Below are 19,122 nucleotides of genomic sequence, written 5' to 3'. Positions count from 1 at the left end.
TCAAATTTGACCCTGGCAGCCTATACCCCGCGGTCCTTGCCGGAATCCCTGAGCGGATTGTTCCAGTTGGCGCTGGACCTTCGGTGGACCTGGCATCACGGTACCGATGAGCTCTGGCGCGCTCTTGATTCGGACATCTGGGACACCACCCGGAACGCGTGGCTGGTTTTGAACAGCGTGTCCGGGGAGCGGCTGGAAGAACTGGCCGCAGACCCCGACTTTCAGCAGCGCTACCGTGAGCAGATTCATGCTCACCAGGCTTTTACAGAGGCTGACACCTGGTATTCGACCGATTGTCGGGGCGATCTGGGCGAGGGCGTTGCCTATTTCTGCATGGAATATGGTCTGAGCGAATCGCTGCCGCTGTACAGCGGTGGTCTGGGCGTACTGGCCGGCGATTTTCTAAAGGCGTCCAGCGATCTGGGTGCACCAGTCATGGCGGTGGGTCTGCTGTACCAGCAGGGCTACTTTCGCCAGGCCATCAGCACCGATGGCGAACAGCTGGAGTTCTATCCTTACAACGACCCCACCATGCTGCCCGTCTCGCCCCTGCGGGACGCTGACGACCAGTGGGTGAGGGTGATTGTGCCTTTCCCGGGACGACACGTGCGCCTTCGGGCCTGGAAGGCCCAGGTTGGCCGCTGCGAGCTGTTGCTGCTCGATAGCAACGACCCCCGAAACGAACCGGGCGACCGGGGTATCACCAGCGAACTCTATACCGGTGACCCGGAAAAGCGCCTGCAACAGGAAATGGTATTGGGCATCGGTGGCTGGCGTCTGCTGGAACAACTGGGGAGATCGCCGTCACTCTGCCATCTGAATGAGGGCCACTGTGCCCTGGCGCTCATAGAGAGGGCCTTCAGCTGGCAGGACGACCATGAAAGTGATTTCCAGACAGCTCGAACCGCAACCAGGGCGACCAATCTGTTTACCACGCACACATCGGTGGCGTCCGGCTTTGATCATTTCTCCCGATCGCTATTGCGACTGTATCTGACACCCTGGCTCGAAGGCCGCGACCTGAATGTCGATCAATTGCTGGCATTAGGAAGCCAGCCCTCCAGCCCAGACAATCAGTCGACTGACCTTAAACTCAATATGGCCTTGCTGGCCCTCAATATGAGTGGTCGGTTCAACGGTGTCAGCCGCATCCACCAGAAGGTCACCCAGACCATTTTCCAGCCTTTCTTCCCGCGCTGGCCGGCCGAAGACATTCCGGCGGACTATGTGACCAATGGCATCCACACGCCGAGCTGGGATTCTCCGGAATCCGACGCCATCTGGACCCGGGCCTGTGGCAAGGATCGCTGGCGCAGGCCTCTCCAGAGCACCTGCCCGATGACTGACATCGCCGACGAAGAATTATGGGAAATGAGGCGCCTGGAGCGCGCAAGGCTGATTACCTACCTCCGGCGAAGGCTTGCAAGCCAGCATTGCGAACAGAATCCCGGAAACAACCATGAAGCCGCGTGTGGCCTTTTGCTGGACCATGAAACCCTCACGTTGGGCTTTGCCCGCCGGTTTACGGAATACAAGCGACCAGATCTCCTGCTCAAGGATGAGGAGCGCCTGCTCAAACTGCTTGCCAGCCGCGATCGCCCGATTCAGATTGTGCTTGCAGGCAAGGCCCACCCTTACGATCTCCCGGGGAAAGACATCATCCGGCGATGGAAAGCCTTCTCCCGGCGACCGGATGTCGAGGGCAAGGTGGTGTTTATTGAAGACTACGATCTGGGCGTGGCCAACCAGCTTATCCAGGGCGTGGATGTGTGGCTCAATTGTCCGAGACACCCTTGGGAAGCCTGCGGCACCAGTGGCATGAAGGTACTCGTGAACGGGGGACTGAACCTGTCACAGTACGATGGCTGGTGGGCGGAGGCCTGGAACCCGGATGTGGGCTGGGCTATTCGACCTGGCGCTACCTTTGACGAGCTAAGCGGGTCAAACAATCACGACCACGATCTCTCAGACATGGAACAGCTGTTTGATCTGTTGGAGAACGAGGTAATTCCCGGGTTCTATGACGTCGACAGCGAGGGTATTCCCCGGAAATGGGTCGGGCGCATGCGTGCGAGCATGGATCAACTGACGGCGGCCTATTCTGCCAACCGTATGGTGCGGGAATACGTCGAGCAGTTCTATCTCCCCATGGCAGAAATGGGAAGCCGACGCAGCTCCGAGACTGCACGGGAGCTAATTGGTGAATACGGAGAAATCTCCAGGCACTGGTCCCGGTTGCGTTTCAACAGCTTCAATACAAGCGAAGATTCGGGTAGCCAGACTTTCACCGTGGAAGTCTATCTGGATGGAATTGACGAGCAGCGGATTGCAGTAGAGCTTGTTGCAGAGGATTCCGAGCATGGCCCAAGAACCATCACGGCCATGCAGATGAAGCATCCGCTGGGTGGTTCCCCTCATACCTATCTTTATGAATGCACAGTGCCTCCACGCCCCGAAGGACACTACACGCCGCGCCTGCGAGTGCGGGATGAACGCCTGAACCTTCCCCTGGAAAACCCCGCCATACTCTGGCTCAGGTAGGCCTCAGCTGCGCCAGAACGCCGGCGATAGAACGATCACCACGCTCAGTATCTCCAGACGCCCCATCAGCATACCCACAGACAGTACCCATTTTGCCGCATCGGGAAGCGGCCCGAAATTACCCGCAGGGCCAATGATGTCCCCAAGGCCGGGGCCGACATTGGTCAGCGAGGTGAGGGCGCCAGACAGTGCCGTCACAAAGTCCAGCTGCATGGCGGCCAGGGCAACCGTGATCAGCAAAAGACAGAGCAGGAAGATGAACGTGTAGGCAATCATCGACGAGATAATCTCATCACTCACGGCCCGGCCATTGTAATTACGGGTAAGAACCGCACGAGGGTGCAGCAGGCGCATCAACTGCTCACGCAGGATGATCAGGGAAAGCTGGAACCGGAAGATTTTCATGCCGCCGGCCGTGGAACCAGAGCAGCCGCCCACGAACATCAGAAAAAAGAACAGCACGAACGCCAGAGGGCCCCAGGCCGAATAATCTTCGGAGGCATAGCCGGTGGTGGTTACCACAGAAGTGACGTTAAACAGGGTAGAGGCATAGTTATGGATGGGATCGAAGGGGACCGGTGACACCATCCAGCGGTAAAGAGTTAGAAGCAGCGGTACGAAAAACAGGATCGCGAGAAACAATCGCACCTGCTGATCCCGGAAAAGAACGCCGTGTTGGCCATGCATTTCACGCACGAAAAGGAAGAAGGGCAAGCTGCCGATAATCATGAAAAATGTGGCTTCCATGAGGATCAGATCATTGAACTTGCCCATGGACAGATCCGAGGTGGAAAAGCCACCGGTGGCGATGCTGGTAAGACCATGGTTGAAGGCATCGAAGAGCGTCATGCCAGAAAACCAGTAGGTAACCACCGCAATGATCGAAAACGCCAGATAAACCACCAGCAAGCCACGGCTGAGTGTTTTCATCCTTGGCAGAGCCTTGTCGGTCCATTCCGAAGACTCGGTGGCGAATAGCCGCATGCCGCCGACCCGCAGAAACGGGAGTACCGCAACGAACATACCGATAATCCCGATACCACCGATCCATTGCAGGATGGACCGCCAGATCAAGAGATCCCTGTCCATATCATCGAGGCCGCTCAGCACTGTTGCCCCGGTGGTGGTAATCCCCGAAGTGCCCTCGAAAAAGGCGTCTGCGGCAGAAATGCCCAGATCACTCAGATAGAAAGGAAGGGATGAAAACAGAGCAATAATGAACCAAGAAGATACCGTGAGCACGAACATGTACCGGGGCTTCAGATCTCTCGGTTTGCGGTAGGTGGCGGCCATTCCCAGTATACCGAGGCCCCAGACAATGGCGGCCGATTCTGCAAACGCCATGGCGTTCGGCGCTTCAGAGCCCGCAAGCAGGATGACAGGCAATGTCATGAAAATGCTCAAAAGCACGAACATGACGCTGACAATGAAAATGACGGGGTAGAGATTTCTCAATGGATGCTCGAGCCAGCTGATACCGGGAGACGGCGTCAGAATACCTGTGGGGTCGGCCTTCCGCAAGGTAACACCGCGCGGATGCTGAAATTACCGGCGAATTAAATTGGTGTAAATAACGCGTAAATGCGGATCTTTCTGATGGCAAAACGCGTCAGTCTGGTGCAAGTTCAGCGATGTACACCGAACAATTCGGTTAAGGAGATAAAAAATGAAACACGTACGTTCAATTGCCGTTATCTTTGCCACCGGTATGGCTGCTGCAGGAGCCGCATCCGCCCAGGATATTTACAAGTCTGGCGTTGGCGGGCTCTACACAGGCCTGAACTACACTTTCATGAACCTTGAGAGCGGTAACGCGGATGCCGACGTAGGCACGCTGTCTGCCAAAGTTGGCGTGATGGCGACGCCGTATCTGGGCATCGAAGCGCGGGGCGGTTTTGGCGTGGATGACGACCGCATCGGCGGAGTCGATTATTCACTGGATAACTTCTTCGGCGGCTACGCCACGTTCAATCTGGCCAACGAATCACCCATTACGCCGTACGCTATCCTCGGTTTCACCCGGGTCGAAATCGAAGCTTCTTCGTTTCTGGGCACTGCCACCGAGGATGAAACGGACGTGTCCTACGGCATCGGCATGAATATGGAATTTGCGCCGAACCTGTCCGGCAACCTTGAATACATGCGTTATTATGAAGACAGTAATGCCGAAGTCGATGGTCTGGGCGTCGGTATTCAATTCAACTTCTGAAACCAGGCCACCGGGGAGACTGTTTGAACCATCTGGCTCATGTATTTCTCGCGCCGGACTCACCTGAAGCTCGGGTGGGGAGCATCCTCGGTGACTTTACCCGGGGCGTCGATCTCTCGACGCTGCCGGACCCGGTGAAGCAGGGCGTCCGCCACCATCGGGCGGTCGACAGCTTCACCGACCAGCACCCCGACGTACTTGCCAGCAAACAGGTCTTCTCCCGTCAACGTCGTCGATTTGCCGGCGTTGCGCTCGATATTCTCTATGACCATTTTCTTCTCAAACACTGGGACCGGTTCAGTGAAATTGAGCAAGAGGCGTTTATTCGCGGTATATACAACGAGTTGCAGCAGAAAGAACATCTAATGCCGGAAAAAATGGCCAGAGTTACCCGAATGATGGTGTGGAACGACTGGTTCGGGGCCTATCAGGATCTTGAAAACATCGGGAAGGCACTGGACCGCGTTGCAGGGCGCATACGGTTCAGAAATGATTTCGCCGGCATGATCACGGAAATCCGCGCAAACCAGGAAGAACTGGAGCAAAAGTTTTTATCATTTTTCCCGGATTTACAGGAATTTGCAGGAGGTTTTGAATGAGGTTTGTTATTAGGGCGTTGTTGGCTGTGACATTGGTTTTTCCATCTGCGATGGCGGTTTCTGCGGAGGCCGATGCCAACAATAGCCAGCAGCGACCGCCGGAAACCCTTGGCTATGTTGAATGGGTAGTCATGAAAGATACCAACCTGAGGCTGAAGGCGCGACTCGATACAGGCGCCAAAACGTCATCTCTCCACGCGGTAAACATCGAGGGCTTTGAGCGCGACGGCGAGGAGTGGGTCAGTTTCCAGATTCCACTGGGTGACCACGAGGACCAGCCGACCGAGGGCGAACTGGACCATGACGACGTCATTCTGGAGTTCGAACGGCCGGTCGAGCGAACAGTTCTGATTAAACGAAAAGGCGCGCCATCCCAGAAGCGATATGTGGTCATGATGGACTTCTGCATTGCCGGAACCACACATACCACGCAGTTTTCACTGACAGACCGCGGCAAGTTTTCCTATCCGGCTCTGCTGGGTCGCCGATTCATGCGCGACGACAATATTCTTATCGATTCCGCAGACTCGTTTATGGCCGAAAAAGAGTGTGAATATATAACGCTCGAAGAGCTGGCAAAGAGGCATGCCGAGAATGTGGTAGAGGAAACCGATAGCGATTCCTGAACGCGGGGGGCTGGGATTGCTCATCCCAGCCCAGTTTATTGAAGACCCGAGAGCCGGACAGGCGAGTTGCGTATTGGAGGCCAAGCATTTTTATAAGTTTCTCAGTCCGTACTTCTATACTCTATTTAACATAATATACATTATACGCACTTTGATGCTGGGGATTGAATACTGTTTTGTGCGTTTGTGGACGACCACAGAAAGTGCTAAAGAATAGCCACAGAAAGTACTAAATTTTCACAAGAAGTACTAAATTCGTCGTCCAAACGTCTATCACTTTGTTTTTCCGAGATTTCTTTGGAATTCATCAATGCGACCTTTTAGGGCCTGGAAATCGCGAACTTTTCTGCTTGGATGGAACTTGCCCTGTCAAACTCTTGCGTCTGTTCGACTGCGCCCGTGAGAATAAAAAACGTTGGTTTGGGATGATGAAGAGCACACGTTCCTTTGGCCTCGGTTTCGTTAGAGCGATGCCGGTACACGTTCCAACGCCGAGCCCTGGACCCGTCTCTGATTCGGAACATTCTGCGTGTAAAGGACGGACTCTTCGCTGATATCTGCACCATGGACGCAGCTGAACTTGCTATTGGGAATGTTAAAGAAAGAACGAATATCCCAAAGAGGACAATGAGAACGCTAGTTTCGGTAGTTGGGACTTAGCCAGCCATCACTGCCCTTAAGCGTCCGCTTGACTATCGAAGCATCAAAAATCCGTTAAAATAACATTATTACGGATTTTATTTTTACCCTCTCCTCGCATCCTAATGACTCACCAGGGGCTTATTCGATGAGCAAAACCGGTCAGGCACGCGTACTCACGCCCGAACAATTCGCCCACCTATTGCGTGAGATCAAAGAGCATCGCTACCCGGAAAAGAACACTGCGCTGATTCAGATCAGCTTTAAGCTCGGACTAAGGGTCCAGGAAATTACGTTGCTTCAGATTAAAGACGTCGCTGAACTTGGCCCAGTAACTTCCGGCCAGCGCTTGTTCAAGCTCAAAGAAATCTTGGCGCTGCCTGCGGCCTATACAAAAGGTGCCGATGCGCTAAGACGATCCAAATCGACGTATCAGCGGCGTCGAATCAGTTTCAGCGTTCACGATTTCCACCAGCTCGTTCAGCGAATTGAAACCATGGCCAAAGCCGGTGCCGAGATCAAACCGGAAGATTTTTATCCTGAAGTCAGAAAACATCGTGGTAAATCGCGCGACCTCCCCATGAATGATGCTGCGCTGAGAACCGCCATTGAGAATTACCTCTCGATCCGCTTGGCTGCAAACCCTTCGGTAAAAAAAAGACTGATCCTCTATTCCTGACTCAGAAAGGAGGCCCCTACTCTCCCAACACACTTCAGGAACACTTAGCCTTGATGCAGAGGCATTGGGCAGGTATTGAGCGAGCCAGCTCACACAGCGGCAGGCGAACACTCATGACGAACATCATTCATGAACAAAAGAAGTCGGTTAAAGTCGCGCAAAAGATTGCTGGCCATGTGTCACCGTCAACGACCCTTATTTATGAAGAGCCTCCGGAGGAGTCGCTTAAGGAAGCGTTGCAAGATGCGGGGTACCGATATATTAATTAATCCAACAAACCAAAAAAACGTTCAGCCCTCGGGCCTTAAGTCTTGCAGATCCCGCCTGACACACAGCTGCCCTCCCCGGCTCGTGATCGCCTGAACGACAATTCGGACTTTCCAAACCTATATGTCTTGGCAATTGGAGATACCTTGGTACCCGGCAAGCAAAGTTGGGTTCGGTCGCAAAGCGAACGTTCAGTCGGAGCGCAAAACCATAATCAATTGTTAGAGATTCGCCAACTATTGCTCATTCTCTAACCGGTCCCAAGCATTTAATCAAACTGCTGGCCTGCCCAGAATCGTTGAACCATTAGACCGGTCTGGTTCTAAACAAGTTGAAAATGAGTTCAAGCAGGTGAAGTATCAACAAAATCTGATGCATTCATCGTTTCATATGGTGTCGAATCAACTTGGACTGAAGGGATGCCACCCAATCCATGTTACTAAGACTGTGTGTTTTCACCCTGATGATTATCGGGGCTGCTTGCAGTGTCCAATCGCAACCCGTGAACGCTCAAGAGAGCGAAGGCCTGACGATTAATTTAACCAGCGAGGCCATTGAAGCTGCGGTTATCTCTGAGGGGGCTATTTGGCTGAAACTTACACCAAGTGGAAGTAGCCAACTGGCTGCCACAGCAAAGGACAACCTGGGCAGTCAGGTAATGATCCACGTGCTCGGCCATGCGGCTCTTTCAATGATGGTCGTGCAAGATATGGCATCGGAACGATTGGTCATTAGGAACCCATCACCAGAGCTTAAAGCCGTGCTCACATCATTTATCCGGCACAGCAGGACAACTGTTTTACATCCTTGGTGAACGTTTGCGCACAGAGCTTGAGTGCTTCAACCATGGTCAAATAAGGGAACAAGTCATCGCCGATTTCCTGAACGGTCAAACCTGCTCGTAACGCCATCACTGCCGTTTGGATAATTTCACCGCCTTCCGCTGCGACAATCTGCACCCCAAGCAAACGGCCTGAGTTCCGCTCTGCCACCATTTTAATAAATCCTTGGGTGTCAAAGTTTACTAGCGCACGCGGCACGTTTTCCAAGTCGAGCAGCCTGGTGTCCACGCTATAACCCCGAGCAACTGCTTCGGCTTCAGAGAGGCCAACGGTGGCGACTTGAGGATCGGTAAACATGACCCCGGGCATGGCACTGAGGTCGAGTTTGGCCTCGCCTTCCGTCATGTTGATGGCGGCCCGGCTGCCCCCGGCAGCGGCGACATAGACAAACTGCGGTTGATTGGTGCAGTCTCCGGCAGCGTATATTCCGGGGACCGTGGTTTGCAGATGCTCATCCACCTGAATTGCGTCGCGTGAGGTTTCCACGCCAATGCTCGCCAGGTTCAGGTCCTCGGTATTGGGAGTTCGACCGGTCGCCACCAGCAGTTGATCGGCTCGCAAGGTGCCGGCAGGCGTCTCGACGATGAACTCGTTGTCGCTATAGTCCACGTTGCTGGGCAAGGTCTGGCTAAGCACCTCAATACCTTCGCGCTTGAACGCTGCATCTATAGCTTCCCCGATTGCGGGGTCCTCACTGGACAACAAACGGCTCCGGGCCAAAACGGTAACCTTGCTGCCCAGTCTGGCGAATGCCTGAGCCAATTCCAGGGCAACGAAACCGGCACCAATCACGATCAGCCGTTTGGGAACGGTATCCAGCGCCAAGGCACTGGTTGATGTCAGGTAAGGAGTGTCTGCCAGCCCCGTTATTGGCGGTTCTGCCGGTCTGGCTCCGGTTCCAATAAAGGCGCGATCAAAATGAACCGGTTTTTCACCACCCTCAGCCAACGTGACTAACAGGCTATTGGTGTCGAGAAACCGGGCCTCACCGTTCAGGACTGTGATGTCCTTGTGTTCTCGAAGTATCTTTTCGTACTTGGTGTCACGCAGCTCCTCCACTCGTGCCAGCTGTTGCTGAAGCAGTTTCGCTCGGTCTACCTCAGGAGCCGCAGCACTGATGCCCGCGTCAAAAGGGCTTTCTTTTCGAAGATGCGCGATATGTGCTGCACGAATCATAATCTTCGAGGGCACGCAGCCAACATTTACGCAGGTGCCGCCGACGGTCCCACGTTCAATCAGGGTGACGCGGGCACCGCGCTCTGTTGCCTTCAAGGCAGCCGCCATGGCGGCTCCGCCACTGCCGATTACAGCAATATGCAGTTTTTGGTCATTTTTCACTCGGGAAACTCCTTGGGGCTTTGGAATTGCTCTCGTAGCTGGCGTCATAGTGTTTTTTCCGCCAGAACGCATAGACCGTAAGGCCGATGAATACCGCCAGTGCCGGAAGAAGCACATAGTCGAGATAGCCCGTCAGGGCGGCCAGTCCCACGGTGGACATAAGAATGACCAGAATCGGTGTGAAGCAGCATAGTGCAACCAGAATAGTCCCTACTATGCCAACTCTGAGCAGGTTCTTCGGATTCTTCATTGCCCCTCCGGGGTCGCCTCTGAGGCCGTGGGAGTGGAGGGGTAACCAGCGTCGCTCGTGGCCTCGGTGAGCGCCTCTATGGAAGTGAGCGCATCGTCAAAGGTGACGACGGCTTCTCGATCAGGGTAGCTCACGGAAACTTGCGACACCCCTTCCACCTTACTTAAGGCCAGCTTGACGGTGATCGGACACGCAGAACAGGTCATGTCAGGCACCGAGAGAGTCACTTTTTGAGACGCAGCCCAGGTGGACATGCTGAGCAAAGTGAGGAACATGGCAAGTACAAGCTGTTTACGCATGAGGAAAATCTCCGTTTAGTAGAATAGGGGCAAAATGTAAGGGAACACTAAAGCGACCAGTACCAGAGCCGTAACTACCCAAAAGATCACCTTATAGGTCTTTCGGACTTGAGGGATCGCACACGTTTCACCGGGTGAGCATTGCTCTACAGGGCGATAGATTCGTCGCCAGGCGAGGTACATGGCGACGATGGCCGCGCCAATGAACAGCGGTCGATAGGGCTCCAAAGCTGTCAGATTGCCGATCCAGGCACCGGAAACGCCCAGAGTGATAAGTACCAATGGCCCGAGACAGCAAGCCGAGGCGAGAATTCCAGCAACCCCCCCGACAGCGAGAGAAGCACCTCCGGATTTAGATTTGAATTTCGACATGACGTTTACACCTGTTGCCCATGGACTTGATGAGATAAGGTTACTTCCGTAGTCAACTACGGAGTCAAGCAGCATGTCGGTTAAAGCCAATTCAATGACTATTGGCGGCTTGGCCAGGGCGGCCAACGTAAATGTAGAGACGATCCGCTATTACCAGCGGCGTGGTCTGTTATCGGAACCCAAGCGGCCTCCGGGTGGCATTCGACGCTACGGTTTCGCCGATATTGATCGGTTGACCTTTGTGAAAACGGCGCAGCACCTGGGTTTCAGTCTCGATGAGATAAGCGACCTCCTACGGCTGGAAGATGGCACCCACTGTGAGGAAGCCAGTGCGCTCGCCGAGCACAAGCTGAAGGATGTGCGTGAAAAGATCGAAAGGCTGGTCAAAATTGAGATGGCTCTGAGCGATATGGTCAGTCAATGCCACGCACAGCCGGACAGCATCGCGTGCCCGCTCATTGCTTCGTTACATGAGGGAGGTATTGGGACAAGAGGCCAAAAGGGTTAGCTTCTGAACCAATCAACCTCTTGGGTTCTACCCGGTTTCCAAGGACGGCTTTAAAACGTCCGTGGACTTACCCCGGTGCAGTAATTGAAAACCAGAAAGACCTTTTCAGCGCGCGGCTCAAGATGGGATCACCGGACGTATACCGCTTTTTGGTCAATTCGATTGTTTCTGAATGTCCGCTTTTGTTTAGGTGCCGCCTGGGATGCCGGATGGTCGCAAAGCGAACATTCAGATCCGAGTCACAAAGTTCCCGTATGAGGCGGGGGCGTGTCATGCATACCAGGGGAGTCCGAAGAAAGTCTCGGGTTGGATCTACGCTAGGCATTCTTTCCTCCTGATTTTCTGCGATAGGCAGACAATAAATCTATCACGGTTTTTTATTAAAGCGCTTTCCTACGCCGGTTGTGGTTGAATGGAGTGGTAAAGGAGGCAACCACTATGAGTGAGGATATGCTTTCCGGGTTACTTCGGAGCATTCGCCTTCGCGGGACGGTGTTTTTCAATGTTGAATGTCGTGGCGCCTGGGTGACTGAAGCGCCGGCCTCAGCACTGATTGCCAGCGTTGTCTTGCCTGCCTCCGAGCACCTGATGGAATACCACGTCATTCTGACTGGTACCTGTTGGGCGGGCATCACAGGGGAACCACCTTTTGAGCTGAACGCCGGGGACGTCATTCTCTTTCCCCACGGCGACCCTCACGTTATGTCCAGTGCGCCCGGCTTGCGTTCCGAGCCCGACCTACCCTTACTGATTGCCGCTCTGAAACAGATGGTCGATTTACCGTTCATGGTTCGTCTGAATGACAACAGACGTTTCCAGCCCGCTATTTCTCAAACTGAAGCCACCTCATCTCCGCCTGTTGCCAGACTACTTTGCGGCTTTCTGGGTTGTGATCGCGGCCCCTTCAACCCACTACTTCGCGCCTTACCGCGAGTCATCGTTGCCCGTGCCAACGAGTTGTCAGATATCAACTGGGCCGGACAGCTCGCCAGGCTCGCCGACCCCGAATCCCGCGGTAGCCGGCCGGGTAGCGAGGCTGTCCTGGAGCGGATGAGCGAGATGATGTTTGTGGACCTGATCAGCCTGTACCTCAGCAATCTGCCCCAAGGTCAGACCGGTTGGCTCGCAGCACTTCGTGATCGACATGTGGGCCGAACTCTGAGCGCGATGCACAGTCAGCCGGCGGAAGCCTGGACCCTTGCAAAACTATCAGACCACGCTGGCCTCTCACGTTCGGCGCTGCAGGACCGGTTTGTTGAACTGGTCGGTCAGCCCCCGATGCAATATCTCAGATGCTGGCGAATGCAGGTGGCATCCAACCTTTTGATGGAGAGCAACGCGAAAATGGCCACCATTGCCCACGAAGTGGGTTATGAATCAGAGGAAGCCTTCAGCCGCTCCTTCAAACGCACCCTGGGTCAATCTCCCGCAGCCTGGCGCCATCAGCGATCCGCTCAACAAATCCGGTAATTCAGTCATAAAGGTCGGACAAACGATCATTCTGCCCCATGGGCGATCCTAGCAAACTGGGTACGTCGGTTGCGCACCAGTAAAGCAACCTTAAACCTCTGAAATTCTGGGAGAACGATCATGGAAGCGATCCAGGTTTTTGACGAAAACAAACTCAACGCCTTTGTCGGGCAGGTACTTGGCGACCTTGGCGGTGCCTACAGTGCAGCGCTGGTCAAAATTGGTGATCGGCTGGGGCTCTATCGGGAGTTGCAGAGTGGCGGGCCTGCCACCTCGACCGAGCTGGCCGAACGAACCGGCTATTCCGAGCGCTATCTGCGCGAATGGCTTTCCCACCATGCGGCCTCTAACTATCTGGACTACGACCGGACAACCAAACGCTTTCGCTTGCCACCGGAGCAAGCCATGGTATTCGCCGACGAAGACAGTCCGGTGTATATGATTGGCGGCTTCGAAAACGCCTTCACCACCTTAGAAAACGAGGCCAAGGTCAGCGAAGGGTTTCGTACCGGCGAAGGCGTTGCGTGGGGCGATCAGGCCCAATGCATGTTCTGTGCGGTCGCCAAGTTCTTTCGGCCCGGGTATAACCACAACCTTATACAGAACTGGCTGCCAGCTTTGAGCGGCGTAGTCGAGAAACTTGAAAAAGGCGCAAAAGTGGCGGACATAGGCTGCGGCCATGGCCATTCCACCCTACTGATGGCAGCGGCGTTTCCGAACTCAACATTCATCGGGTACGACTTCCACGGCAGCTCCATAGATGCGGCGAATGAGCATCGTGATGAGCACGGCCTGGACCCCGACCGGGTAAGGTTTGAACAGGCGACGGCCGACGATTTCGGGGAGGGTGATTTTGATTTAATTACCTGCTTCGATGCCCTTCATGACATGGGAGATCCAGTGGGCACGGCTGCTCACATTGCCCAAAAACTCAAGCCTGATGGCACCTGGATGGTGGTTGAGCCTATGGCAGGAGACGAGCTGACTGAAAATTTCAACCCGGTCGGACGTTTGTTCTATGCCGCATCAACCACGATCTGCGTTCCAACATCACTGGCGCAAAAGACGGGCCTTGCTTTGGGTGCCCAGGCTGGCGAGCGCAAGCTGACAGAAGTAATCAAAGCGGGCGGTTTTCAGACGGTGCGCCGGGCGACGGAAACACCCTTCAATATCGTTCTGGAGGCGCGTCACTGAGAAGAGCGTTAAAGCCCCGTGAAGACCAATTCCCGGGGCTTTTCGACTACCCATGAAACAACCAATTCATCATGCATCTTTTCGCACGGCATTCACGCCCCGCCAATCCTCAAGTTCCAGCTCGGGCTTTTCTGCGTGAAAGTAGGCATAGAGTTTTATGCCTTGCTAATCTTCCAGAACATCGACCTAAATACCTTTATCTTCCTACCCTGGTTCAGACTCCATTCACTGGCTCATGTGGTCGGGGCAAAAAGGACCGCTTTCCAATGTAAGGGGTATCTTGCACGGTGCAGGGTTAGCGCCTCGGTATCAAAGCACGTACGTTAAATGATGCATAAAAGGCGGTGCCAAGCACCGCCTCCGTCATAAAAATGCATTCTTTCCGTTAATTTTTACCGTTTATGGCAGAACCTGAACCGTACTCTTTAAGTATATAGAGACCACCGTTACGGTCAGACGCATAAATCCATGGCTCATTCGGAACCTTGTAAATTCCCCAAATATCCTGGATGCCGCCGTTTTCAGCTTCGAACTCGGCGCCGGCGCGATGATAGCGGGCAATTTCAACGGGAGCATACGGATTGGTAACATCCACAACCACGACACCATCGGAATACCAGGAAATATAAGCTTTGACCCGATTTCCACTGGTCTCAACTAAGACATTATGGCTTGAGTAGGTACCTCGGGCATCGCAATTCCCGCCAGGCGCGGTCGAAGCCGAACATTCTGTGTCGAAAATCGAGGCCAGTATGGGATTGGCTGGATCCGAATAGTTCCAGATACGAATTCCGCTCCACGGTGTAGAGTTCGAATTATTATTGGTCACGACGATAGCACCAGCACCTCCGTTAGACGCGTTCACGGATTTCTCCGCAAAGGAGCAGGCACCTCGGCGAACGACAGCGATATCATCTGATCCGAGCGGGTTGAGAACCGGATCGCCGTTACAGGCTCGCCCGATCCATACGAAGTTGCCTGTGTAGGAGCCTGCACCAAGCGGGAAGTTGTTGCTGCTGAATTCATTGGCCCCGAAAACCAAGCCGGTCAATGGCCCGCTGGTGACTTCCACACTGGATGCCGTTATGAAACCGGCGTTTCCAGTCTGGTTTGCTTCGAATGCATCGCCCGTAGAGGTTGCCGCCATCACCCCCGGAATGGGGTTGCCGTCGCCGAACGTTACATTGCCGGGGGCGACCGTGGCCTCCCAGGCGCTGAAGTCCTCTTCACCTTCGACTACGATCGTGCCGTCCGCACTAGGCCAGACTGAATGGCTGTTGACTTCGCCATCGAGTGAGCCATTGGCTGGATCCAGAGCTACCGAAACAAGCTGCGGATTAGTGGGATCGCTGATATCCAGCAGAACCAGGCCCGCATCCCAATTGGCAAGGTAAGCTCTGGTGCCGTCGGTTGTAATGGTGACGTCGTGCAGGAATCGATTCGCAGATGCACCGAATCCGTCCAAAAGCCAGAGCGCTGCGTCCAGGTTTCGACCAAAATCTGCGCTGGCGACGACGCCCGGGTCGAAGATCTCTTCTGCACCCCAGAAAGACACCAGCACGGGGTTGGCTGGATCAGTAATGTCGTATATGTGGAAGTTGCCATATGCAGTTTCGGTCGTTACACCCACGTAATCTTGTGCGCCCTGGCTGAAGAGCCAAAGATTGTGTACACCAACGTCGGTGATGGGCCCAAAGATAAGTGGCGTTAGGGGGTTCGGGTCATCAATTCGAACTGACGCCAGATAGACAGGGTTTGATGGGTCGTCAACGTTATAGATCTCATACCCGCCAGGACCGCCGGCACAAGATTCGTTCGAATGCACCAGGATATCGCCCGAACTTAATGTCGCCACCCGGACGTCGTTGGTGCGACTACCGACCGGTGACTGGATGATGCCGACAAATTCCGGCTTGTTTTTGTTGTGGACGTCCCATATCCAGATACCTGCTTCCGGGTCGCCTCCGCAAGGGTCGTTGAATGTACCGGTGTAGGCATAGTTACCCAGCGCCCAGACGTCGGTTGTAGAGTTGGCAGAAATTCGTTCACCGCGGCCGGCAGGCGCCAGGTTTTTGGTGACCTTGGCGAATGGCGCATCGCTGACAATACCGGCTACCGCGGCATCGTGTTCGATGAGCGGAGCGCTCGGGTCGGGTAGGACGAACTCGTCCAAAAGATTTAGTTTGTGTTGAGATTCGTCGTCGGGATCGTCGGTAACCACCGGTGGTGGTGCCGCTATAGCCGAGAACGCCATAAGGCTTGAAATGAGTACGAACGTTAGCTTGAACGCGCTGAATTGTTTCATCATGCCAGTCCCTTGCTCTTTTGTTTATGGTTGTCGCGACGACTGCATAATTCCCTCGGACCTGAGTTGCGTGGCTTTTTTAACCAACCAAAAAAACAAGCCATCTGTATGCCATGTAAAAATAACGGCATTACTATAGAGACTTAGACCAACCGAAAATTTGGGAGAATGAATGAAATGTAAAATATTCTGACGTTTTTATCGTAAGTATCGGGTCAGCCGGAAATTGGCTTTCTTTATGTATAACCTCCCCTACTTTGTTTTTTCTTCAACTGGTACTAACGCCTCCAGTCAGAAAATCATTGAGCAGAGCATGTGTGAAAGGGGCCAAAGGCGCGCGGCAAAAAGGTCCGCTTTCTAATTTCGTGAATCTTTAAAAAGGCTTACTAATGTTCGCTTTTGTTTAGCTGAGGTCCTTGAGTAGCCTTGGTCGCAAAGTGACCATTCAAATTTGTAGTTAACGCAGGGCTCCCGCGCCGGTTCGTAGACGCGAAGCGGCGGAACATCGGTGGCTGTGCAGGCAGCAGACCGTTAACTGTTGATGCTCAACGTCAATGGCACGTGGTCACTTATTGAAATCCAGTCGTCGTGCTGGCCGATCTGCAAAGCACAGTCTTCCGTGAGATCTAACGAAGTAAAAACGTAATCAATGTGGTAGGCCTTTTGTAGGTTCCGCTGCAAGAAAAATGTTGGGCTAGTTTCCTTTCCCTGCTCTTCCTCGAAGACTCGGTGATATTGGCTTTTGAACCCCATCTCACTAAGCTCAGCAACTACGTCCGAGTGATTCCACCAACGGTCAGGCTTATCCCAGCGCACATTGCTATTAAAATCTCCGAGAATGACTGTCTTTGGTCCGCTTAGATCTTCTCGATGGATCTGTAGATACTTCCAGAATTGCCCCATGTAACCAAATGCTTCTTCGTTGCGCCCTTTCGTCCATACGGCCAGCACAGTGAAATATCCGTTGATGGTGAAAGGGAGAAAAAGCCTGAGGTCTTCTGTGTTCCAGTTCAGTGTTTCACTACTGCTGAACAACCCAGGTAAAGAAAAGCTGCCGTTCCACTCTAACTTTTCAACTCGATGATCCTTTCGAGGAAAAATGCCGATACCGCGATTCTTCGACTCACCTACCCACAGGTACTGACCTGCCCAATCCCTATAAGCAGGGGTCGATCGCGCAGGATCTTCGCACTCTTGGACGACCAAGATATCTGCTTGCAAGCCATCTGCCTCTGCAAGCTTCTGCCTCAGTGCTCCATTACAGTTCCAGGTAACGACTTTCATAGATAGGAACAGCCAACTAAGTATTTGTTTGAATTTGCATTAAACCGCAACGCCTTGTTGCCGTCTAAAATTTGGTCGCAAAGCGGACGTTCAGATCTCAGTTTCAGCTGCCGGCATCATCGGCGAGGTTTAATGATAAGACGCCCCGTAGGCTAGCAGCGGGCCTATCCAAATTGCGAAAGATACGCAAAGTCCGAATTTACCGGGCTTTAACAGTGTGCTTTTCTTCGGGTTGTTCGGGTTATAGAAAATCTTAACCAAGCCCCCGTGCCGATCCACACTTTTGAACTGATGATCGAGAATACCCCTAGCGTTTCGATTGGTGACGAAGATCCAAGGTGAGACACGTTTGCCCCGATACCTTTTGCCATCGACCTCATATTCATAGAGCGCGCTAACAACATATCGAGTGTCAGCGTCATATCGATCGCTCCCGCCGAAGGTACGGGTGCCGCCATCCAGCAATTTGCCTCTGACTGAAGGCCACTGTCGCATTCTCAACTGGCCTATGAGTGAAAGACTCATTATCAAAAAGCAGTAAAGGGCGATGAAAAATACGACACCTTGCTTATCACCGGCTCTAGCCAGCTCCCACATCGAAACGAGGTATTCCACGCTGTTCGCTCTGTTGGTCCAGGATCGATATTTCTATTTTCCATATTTTCTGGAAGGATAAAACGAATTGCTTTTCGTTGCGGTGCGCAAATAATTGACCGCTATTTATTCGTAACCGGCGGTCGCAAAGCAAACATTCAGGTTTTAATTCAAACGCATAAGCTTAAGAGCTCCCTGATTAGGGCGCTCAGTGGCGGCTTACGGCCGAAACGGCGCCTAAGCGACTGGTCAGACGGCTTGGTGGCGAAGCTCTGAGAGAGCGCCGCCAGAACCCCGGCCTGCCGAATTAGCGCCCCCTACTGCTTCAATTCGACCCGGAGGAGCCTGAGCCTCTGCGTAGTACTCAGGTTCTCGACGGAATGAGGAGCCTCCGGATCCTTCCACATCGTCAGCGGCAACGTTAGCGGCCCGCTCATCTCCCGGGAGTCGAAGATGACTTCGCCGTCCGCGTTGCGGTCAATGAAGTGACCTGCCTCCGTGATGTGAAGAACGCTGGGCCAACGGTGATGGTGCAGGTTCTCCAGTTCACCGGGGGCGAGGGTAACTTCGAACACGCGCACTCGCTCGTTTTCCAGGAGCACTGTGTGATTTTCCGGCGCGGCGATGACTGCGTCCAGCTCGGGAGGCCATTCGGTGGGGTCGCCTGTCTGGTAGAGAAGCGGCTGTGCGTCTTGATCTTGTGCAGCGACGGTGGGCACAAGAACGAGCATCGTCAGGGTGATTGGGAGTAATAGGTTGAAGTGAGTCATACCATTGCCTCTCGTGAGGTTGGTTGATAGAGGGTGACGGGAGGCCGTACAACCCCTATTCAGGGCGGGGGCCTTTAAGTATGACTCAAGAAGTGGGTTTCTTCCTCCAGATAGGGCAATCGGTCGCAAAGCGAACATCAGATCCGAGTCACAAAGTTCCCGTTTGAGGCTTTGTAAACATCCCTGTTTCAGTTGCACCGCTGATTAGAGTTTCCTGTGTCAGCAACAGTGCTAAAAGTCCGTAAATTGTCAGGATAGATTGTCCTCCCGACCCGCATGGCCTTTTCTTGAAGGTGACGAAACCTGAAAGGAAAAGACTCATGCAAAGCCGAGAGG

At 53.7% G+C, this 19,122-nt stretch carries 20 protein-coding genes; 10 read left to right on the top strand and 10 right to left on the bottom strand.

The features are described 5' to 3' along the window. Positions 1 to 6: 6 nt before the first annotated feature. A complete protein-coding gene (glgP, locus tag MDHKLMBL_RS18580) occupies positions 7 to 2,541 on the top strand; it encodes an alpha-glucan family phosphorylase (RefSeq protein ID WP_104271921.1) in 2,535 nt (844 codons plus the stop codon). A gap of 3 nt (positions 2,542 to 2,544) precedes the next feature. Here glgP and MDHKLMBL_RS18575 read toward each other — a convergent pair whose 3' ends face one another. Further along, positions 2,545 to 3,957 carry a TrkH family potassium uptake protein gene (locus MDHKLMBL_RS18575; protein ID WP_169702211.1) on the bottom strand — a complete coding sequence of 471 codons (1,413 nt, stop codon included), beginning with the start codon at positions 3,955 to 3,957 and terminating at the stop codon, positions 2,545 to 2,547. 250 nt (positions 3,958 to 4,207) lie between these two features. On the opposite strand from MDHKLMBL_RS18575, the gene MDHKLMBL_RS18570 reads away from it, so the two are divergent. The 6 genes from MDHKLMBL_RS18570 to MDHKLMBL_RS20845 all read left to right on the top strand — a co-directional run bounded on the left by MDHKLMBL_RS18570 (position 4,208) and on the right by MDHKLMBL_RS20845 (position 8,374). Then, positions 4,208 to 4,750, top strand: a complete 543-nt coding sequence (locus tag MDHKLMBL_RS18570) for an outer membrane beta-barrel protein (RefSeq protein WP_104271918.1) — start codon at positions 4,208 to 4,210, stop codon at positions 4,748 to 4,750. Positions 4,751 to 4,773: 23 nt separating this feature from the next. After that, a complete protein-coding gene (locus MDHKLMBL_RS18565; protein ID WP_092034405.1) occupies positions 4,774 to 5,349 on the top strand; it encodes an acyl carrier protein phosphodiesterase in 576 nt (191 codons plus the stop codon). Next, positions 5,346 to 5,975 (top strand): ATP-dependent zinc protease family protein, encoded by a 630-nt coding sequence (locus MDHKLMBL_RS18560; RefSeq protein WP_053115308.1) that lies wholly within the window; start codon positions 5,346 to 5,348, stop codon positions 5,973 to 5,975. The genes MDHKLMBL_RS18565 and MDHKLMBL_RS18560 overlap by 4 nt, the downstream gene beginning before the upstream one ends. A 787-nt stretch (positions 5,976 to 6,762) precedes the next feature. Further along, positions 6,763 to 7,293 carry a hypothetical protein gene (locus tag MDHKLMBL_RS18555; RefSeq protein ID WP_241956268.1) on the top strand — a complete coding sequence of 177 codons (531 nt, stop codon included), beginning with the start codon at positions 6,763 to 6,765 and terminating at the stop codon, positions 7,291 to 7,293. Then, positions 7,290 to 7,562 (top strand): tyrosine-type recombinase/integrase, encoded by a 273-nt coding sequence (locus tag MDHKLMBL_RS21220; RefSeq protein WP_241956272.1) that lies wholly within the window; start codon positions 7,290 to 7,292, stop codon positions 7,560 to 7,562. Before MDHKLMBL_RS18555 ends, MDHKLMBL_RS21220 begins: the two co-directional genes overlap by 4 nt. 431 nt (positions 7,563 to 7,993) lie before the next feature. Then, positions 7,994 to 8,374, top strand: coding sequence for a hypothetical protein (locus tag MDHKLMBL_RS20845; RefSeq protein WP_146083425.1), 381 nt, complete (start codon positions 7,994 to 7,996; stop codon positions 8,372 to 8,374). On the opposite strand, the gene merA is transcribed toward MDHKLMBL_RS20845, so the two are convergent. The 4 genes from merA to merT are packed head-to-tail and all read right to left on the bottom strand — an operon-like array spanning position 8,334 to position 10,661. Further along, positions 8,334 to 9,788 (bottom strand): mercury(II) reductase, encoded by a 1,455-nt coding sequence (gene merA, locus MDHKLMBL_RS18550; RefSeq protein ID WP_439116280.1) that lies wholly within the window; start codon positions 9,786 to 9,788, stop codon positions 8,334 to 8,336. The genes MDHKLMBL_RS20845 and merA overlap by 41 nt on opposite strands. Further along, on the bottom strand, positions 9,730 to 9,990 hold the full coding sequence (merF, locus tag MDHKLMBL_RS18545) for a mercury resistance system transport protein MerF (protein ID WP_014575810.1): 261 nt from the start codon (positions 9,988 to 9,990) through the stop codon (positions 9,730 to 9,732). The genes merA and merF overlap by 59 nt, the downstream gene beginning before the upstream one ends. After that, positions 9,987 to 10,289: a mercury resistance system periplasmic binding protein MerP gene (gene merP, locus MDHKLMBL_RS18540; RefSeq protein ID WP_062785075.1), complete on the bottom strand. Its 303-nt coding sequence runs from the start codon at positions 10,287 to 10,289 to the stop codon at positions 9,987 to 9,989. The genes merF and merP overlap by 4 nt, the downstream gene beginning before the upstream one ends. Positions 10,290 to 10,304: 15 nt before the next feature. Next, positions 10,305 to 10,661, bottom strand: a complete 357-nt coding sequence (gene merT, locus MDHKLMBL_RS18535; protein WP_104271913.1) for a mercuric ion transporter MerT — start codon at positions 10,659 to 10,661, stop codon at positions 10,305 to 10,307. 73 nt (positions 10,662 to 10,734) lie between these two features. On the opposite strand from merT, the gene merR reads away from it, so the two are divergent. The 3 genes from merR to MDHKLMBL_RS18520 all read left to right on the top strand — a co-directional run bounded on the left by merR (position 10,735) and on the right by MDHKLMBL_RS18520 (position 13,833). Next, complete coding sequence (gene merR, locus MDHKLMBL_RS18530; RefSeq protein WP_062785079.1) at positions 10,735 to 11,169, top strand: mercury resistance transcriptional regulator MerR; 435 nt, start codon at positions 10,735 to 10,737, stop codon at positions 11,167 to 11,169. A gap of 438 nt (positions 11,170 to 11,607) precedes the next feature. Further along, a complete protein-coding gene (locus tag MDHKLMBL_RS18525) occupies positions 11,608 to 12,639 on the top strand; it encodes an AraC family transcriptional regulator (RefSeq protein WP_104271910.1) in 1,032 nt (343 codons plus the stop codon). Between the two features lie 120 nt (positions 12,640 to 12,759). Beyond that, positions 12,760 to 13,833, top strand: a complete 1,074-nt coding sequence (locus MDHKLMBL_RS18520; protein ID WP_199185537.1) for a class I SAM-dependent methyltransferase — start codon at positions 12,760 to 12,762, stop codon at positions 13,831 to 13,833. Positions 13,834 to 14,218: 385 nt separating this feature from the next. Here MDHKLMBL_RS18520 and MDHKLMBL_RS18515 read toward each other — a convergent pair whose 3' ends face one another. The 5 genes from MDHKLMBL_RS18515 to MDHKLMBL_RS21065 all read right to left on the bottom strand — a co-directional run. After that, positions 14,219 to 16,141: a PA domain-containing protein gene (locus MDHKLMBL_RS18515; protein WP_104271906.1), complete on the bottom strand. Its 1,923-nt coding sequence runs from the start codon at positions 16,139 to 16,141 to the stop codon at positions 14,219 to 14,221. Between the two features lie 528 nt (positions 16,142 to 16,669). Continuing rightward, positions 16,670 to 17,422 (bottom strand): endonuclease/exonuclease/phosphatase family protein, encoded by a 753-nt coding sequence (locus MDHKLMBL_RS18510; protein WP_104271902.1) that lies wholly within the window; start codon positions 17,420 to 17,422, stop codon positions 16,670 to 16,672. 129 nt (positions 17,423 to 17,551) lie between these two features. Next, positions 17,552 to 17,917, bottom strand: a complete 366-nt coding sequence (locus MDHKLMBL_RS21360; RefSeq protein WP_439116281.1) for a DUF3592 domain-containing protein — start codon at positions 17,915 to 17,917, stop codon at positions 17,552 to 17,554. A gap of 416 nt (positions 17,918 to 18,333) precedes the next feature. Further along, the gene (locus MDHKLMBL_RS18500; protein WP_104271894.1) at positions 18,334 to 18,786 is read right to left on the bottom strand and encodes a cupin domain-containing protein; all 453 of its coding nucleotides are present in this window, start codon (positions 18,784 to 18,786) and stop codon (positions 18,334 to 18,336) included. Positions 18,787 to 18,934: 148 nt separating this feature from the next. Continuing rightward, positions 18,935 to 19,122: hypothetical protein (locus MDHKLMBL_RS21065; protein ID WP_206748290.1), on the bottom strand; the 188-nt coding region annotated here is incomplete at its 5' end.

The organism is Marinobacter flavimaris, assembly GCF_002933295.1.
GTDB lineage: Bacteria > Pseudomonadota > Gammaproteobacteria > Pseudomonadales > Oleiphilaceae > Marinobacter > Marinobacter flavimaris.
The sequence above is the reverse complement of the archived record's forward strand: the minus strand, read 5'-3'. Positions and strand labels throughout refer to the sequence as shown.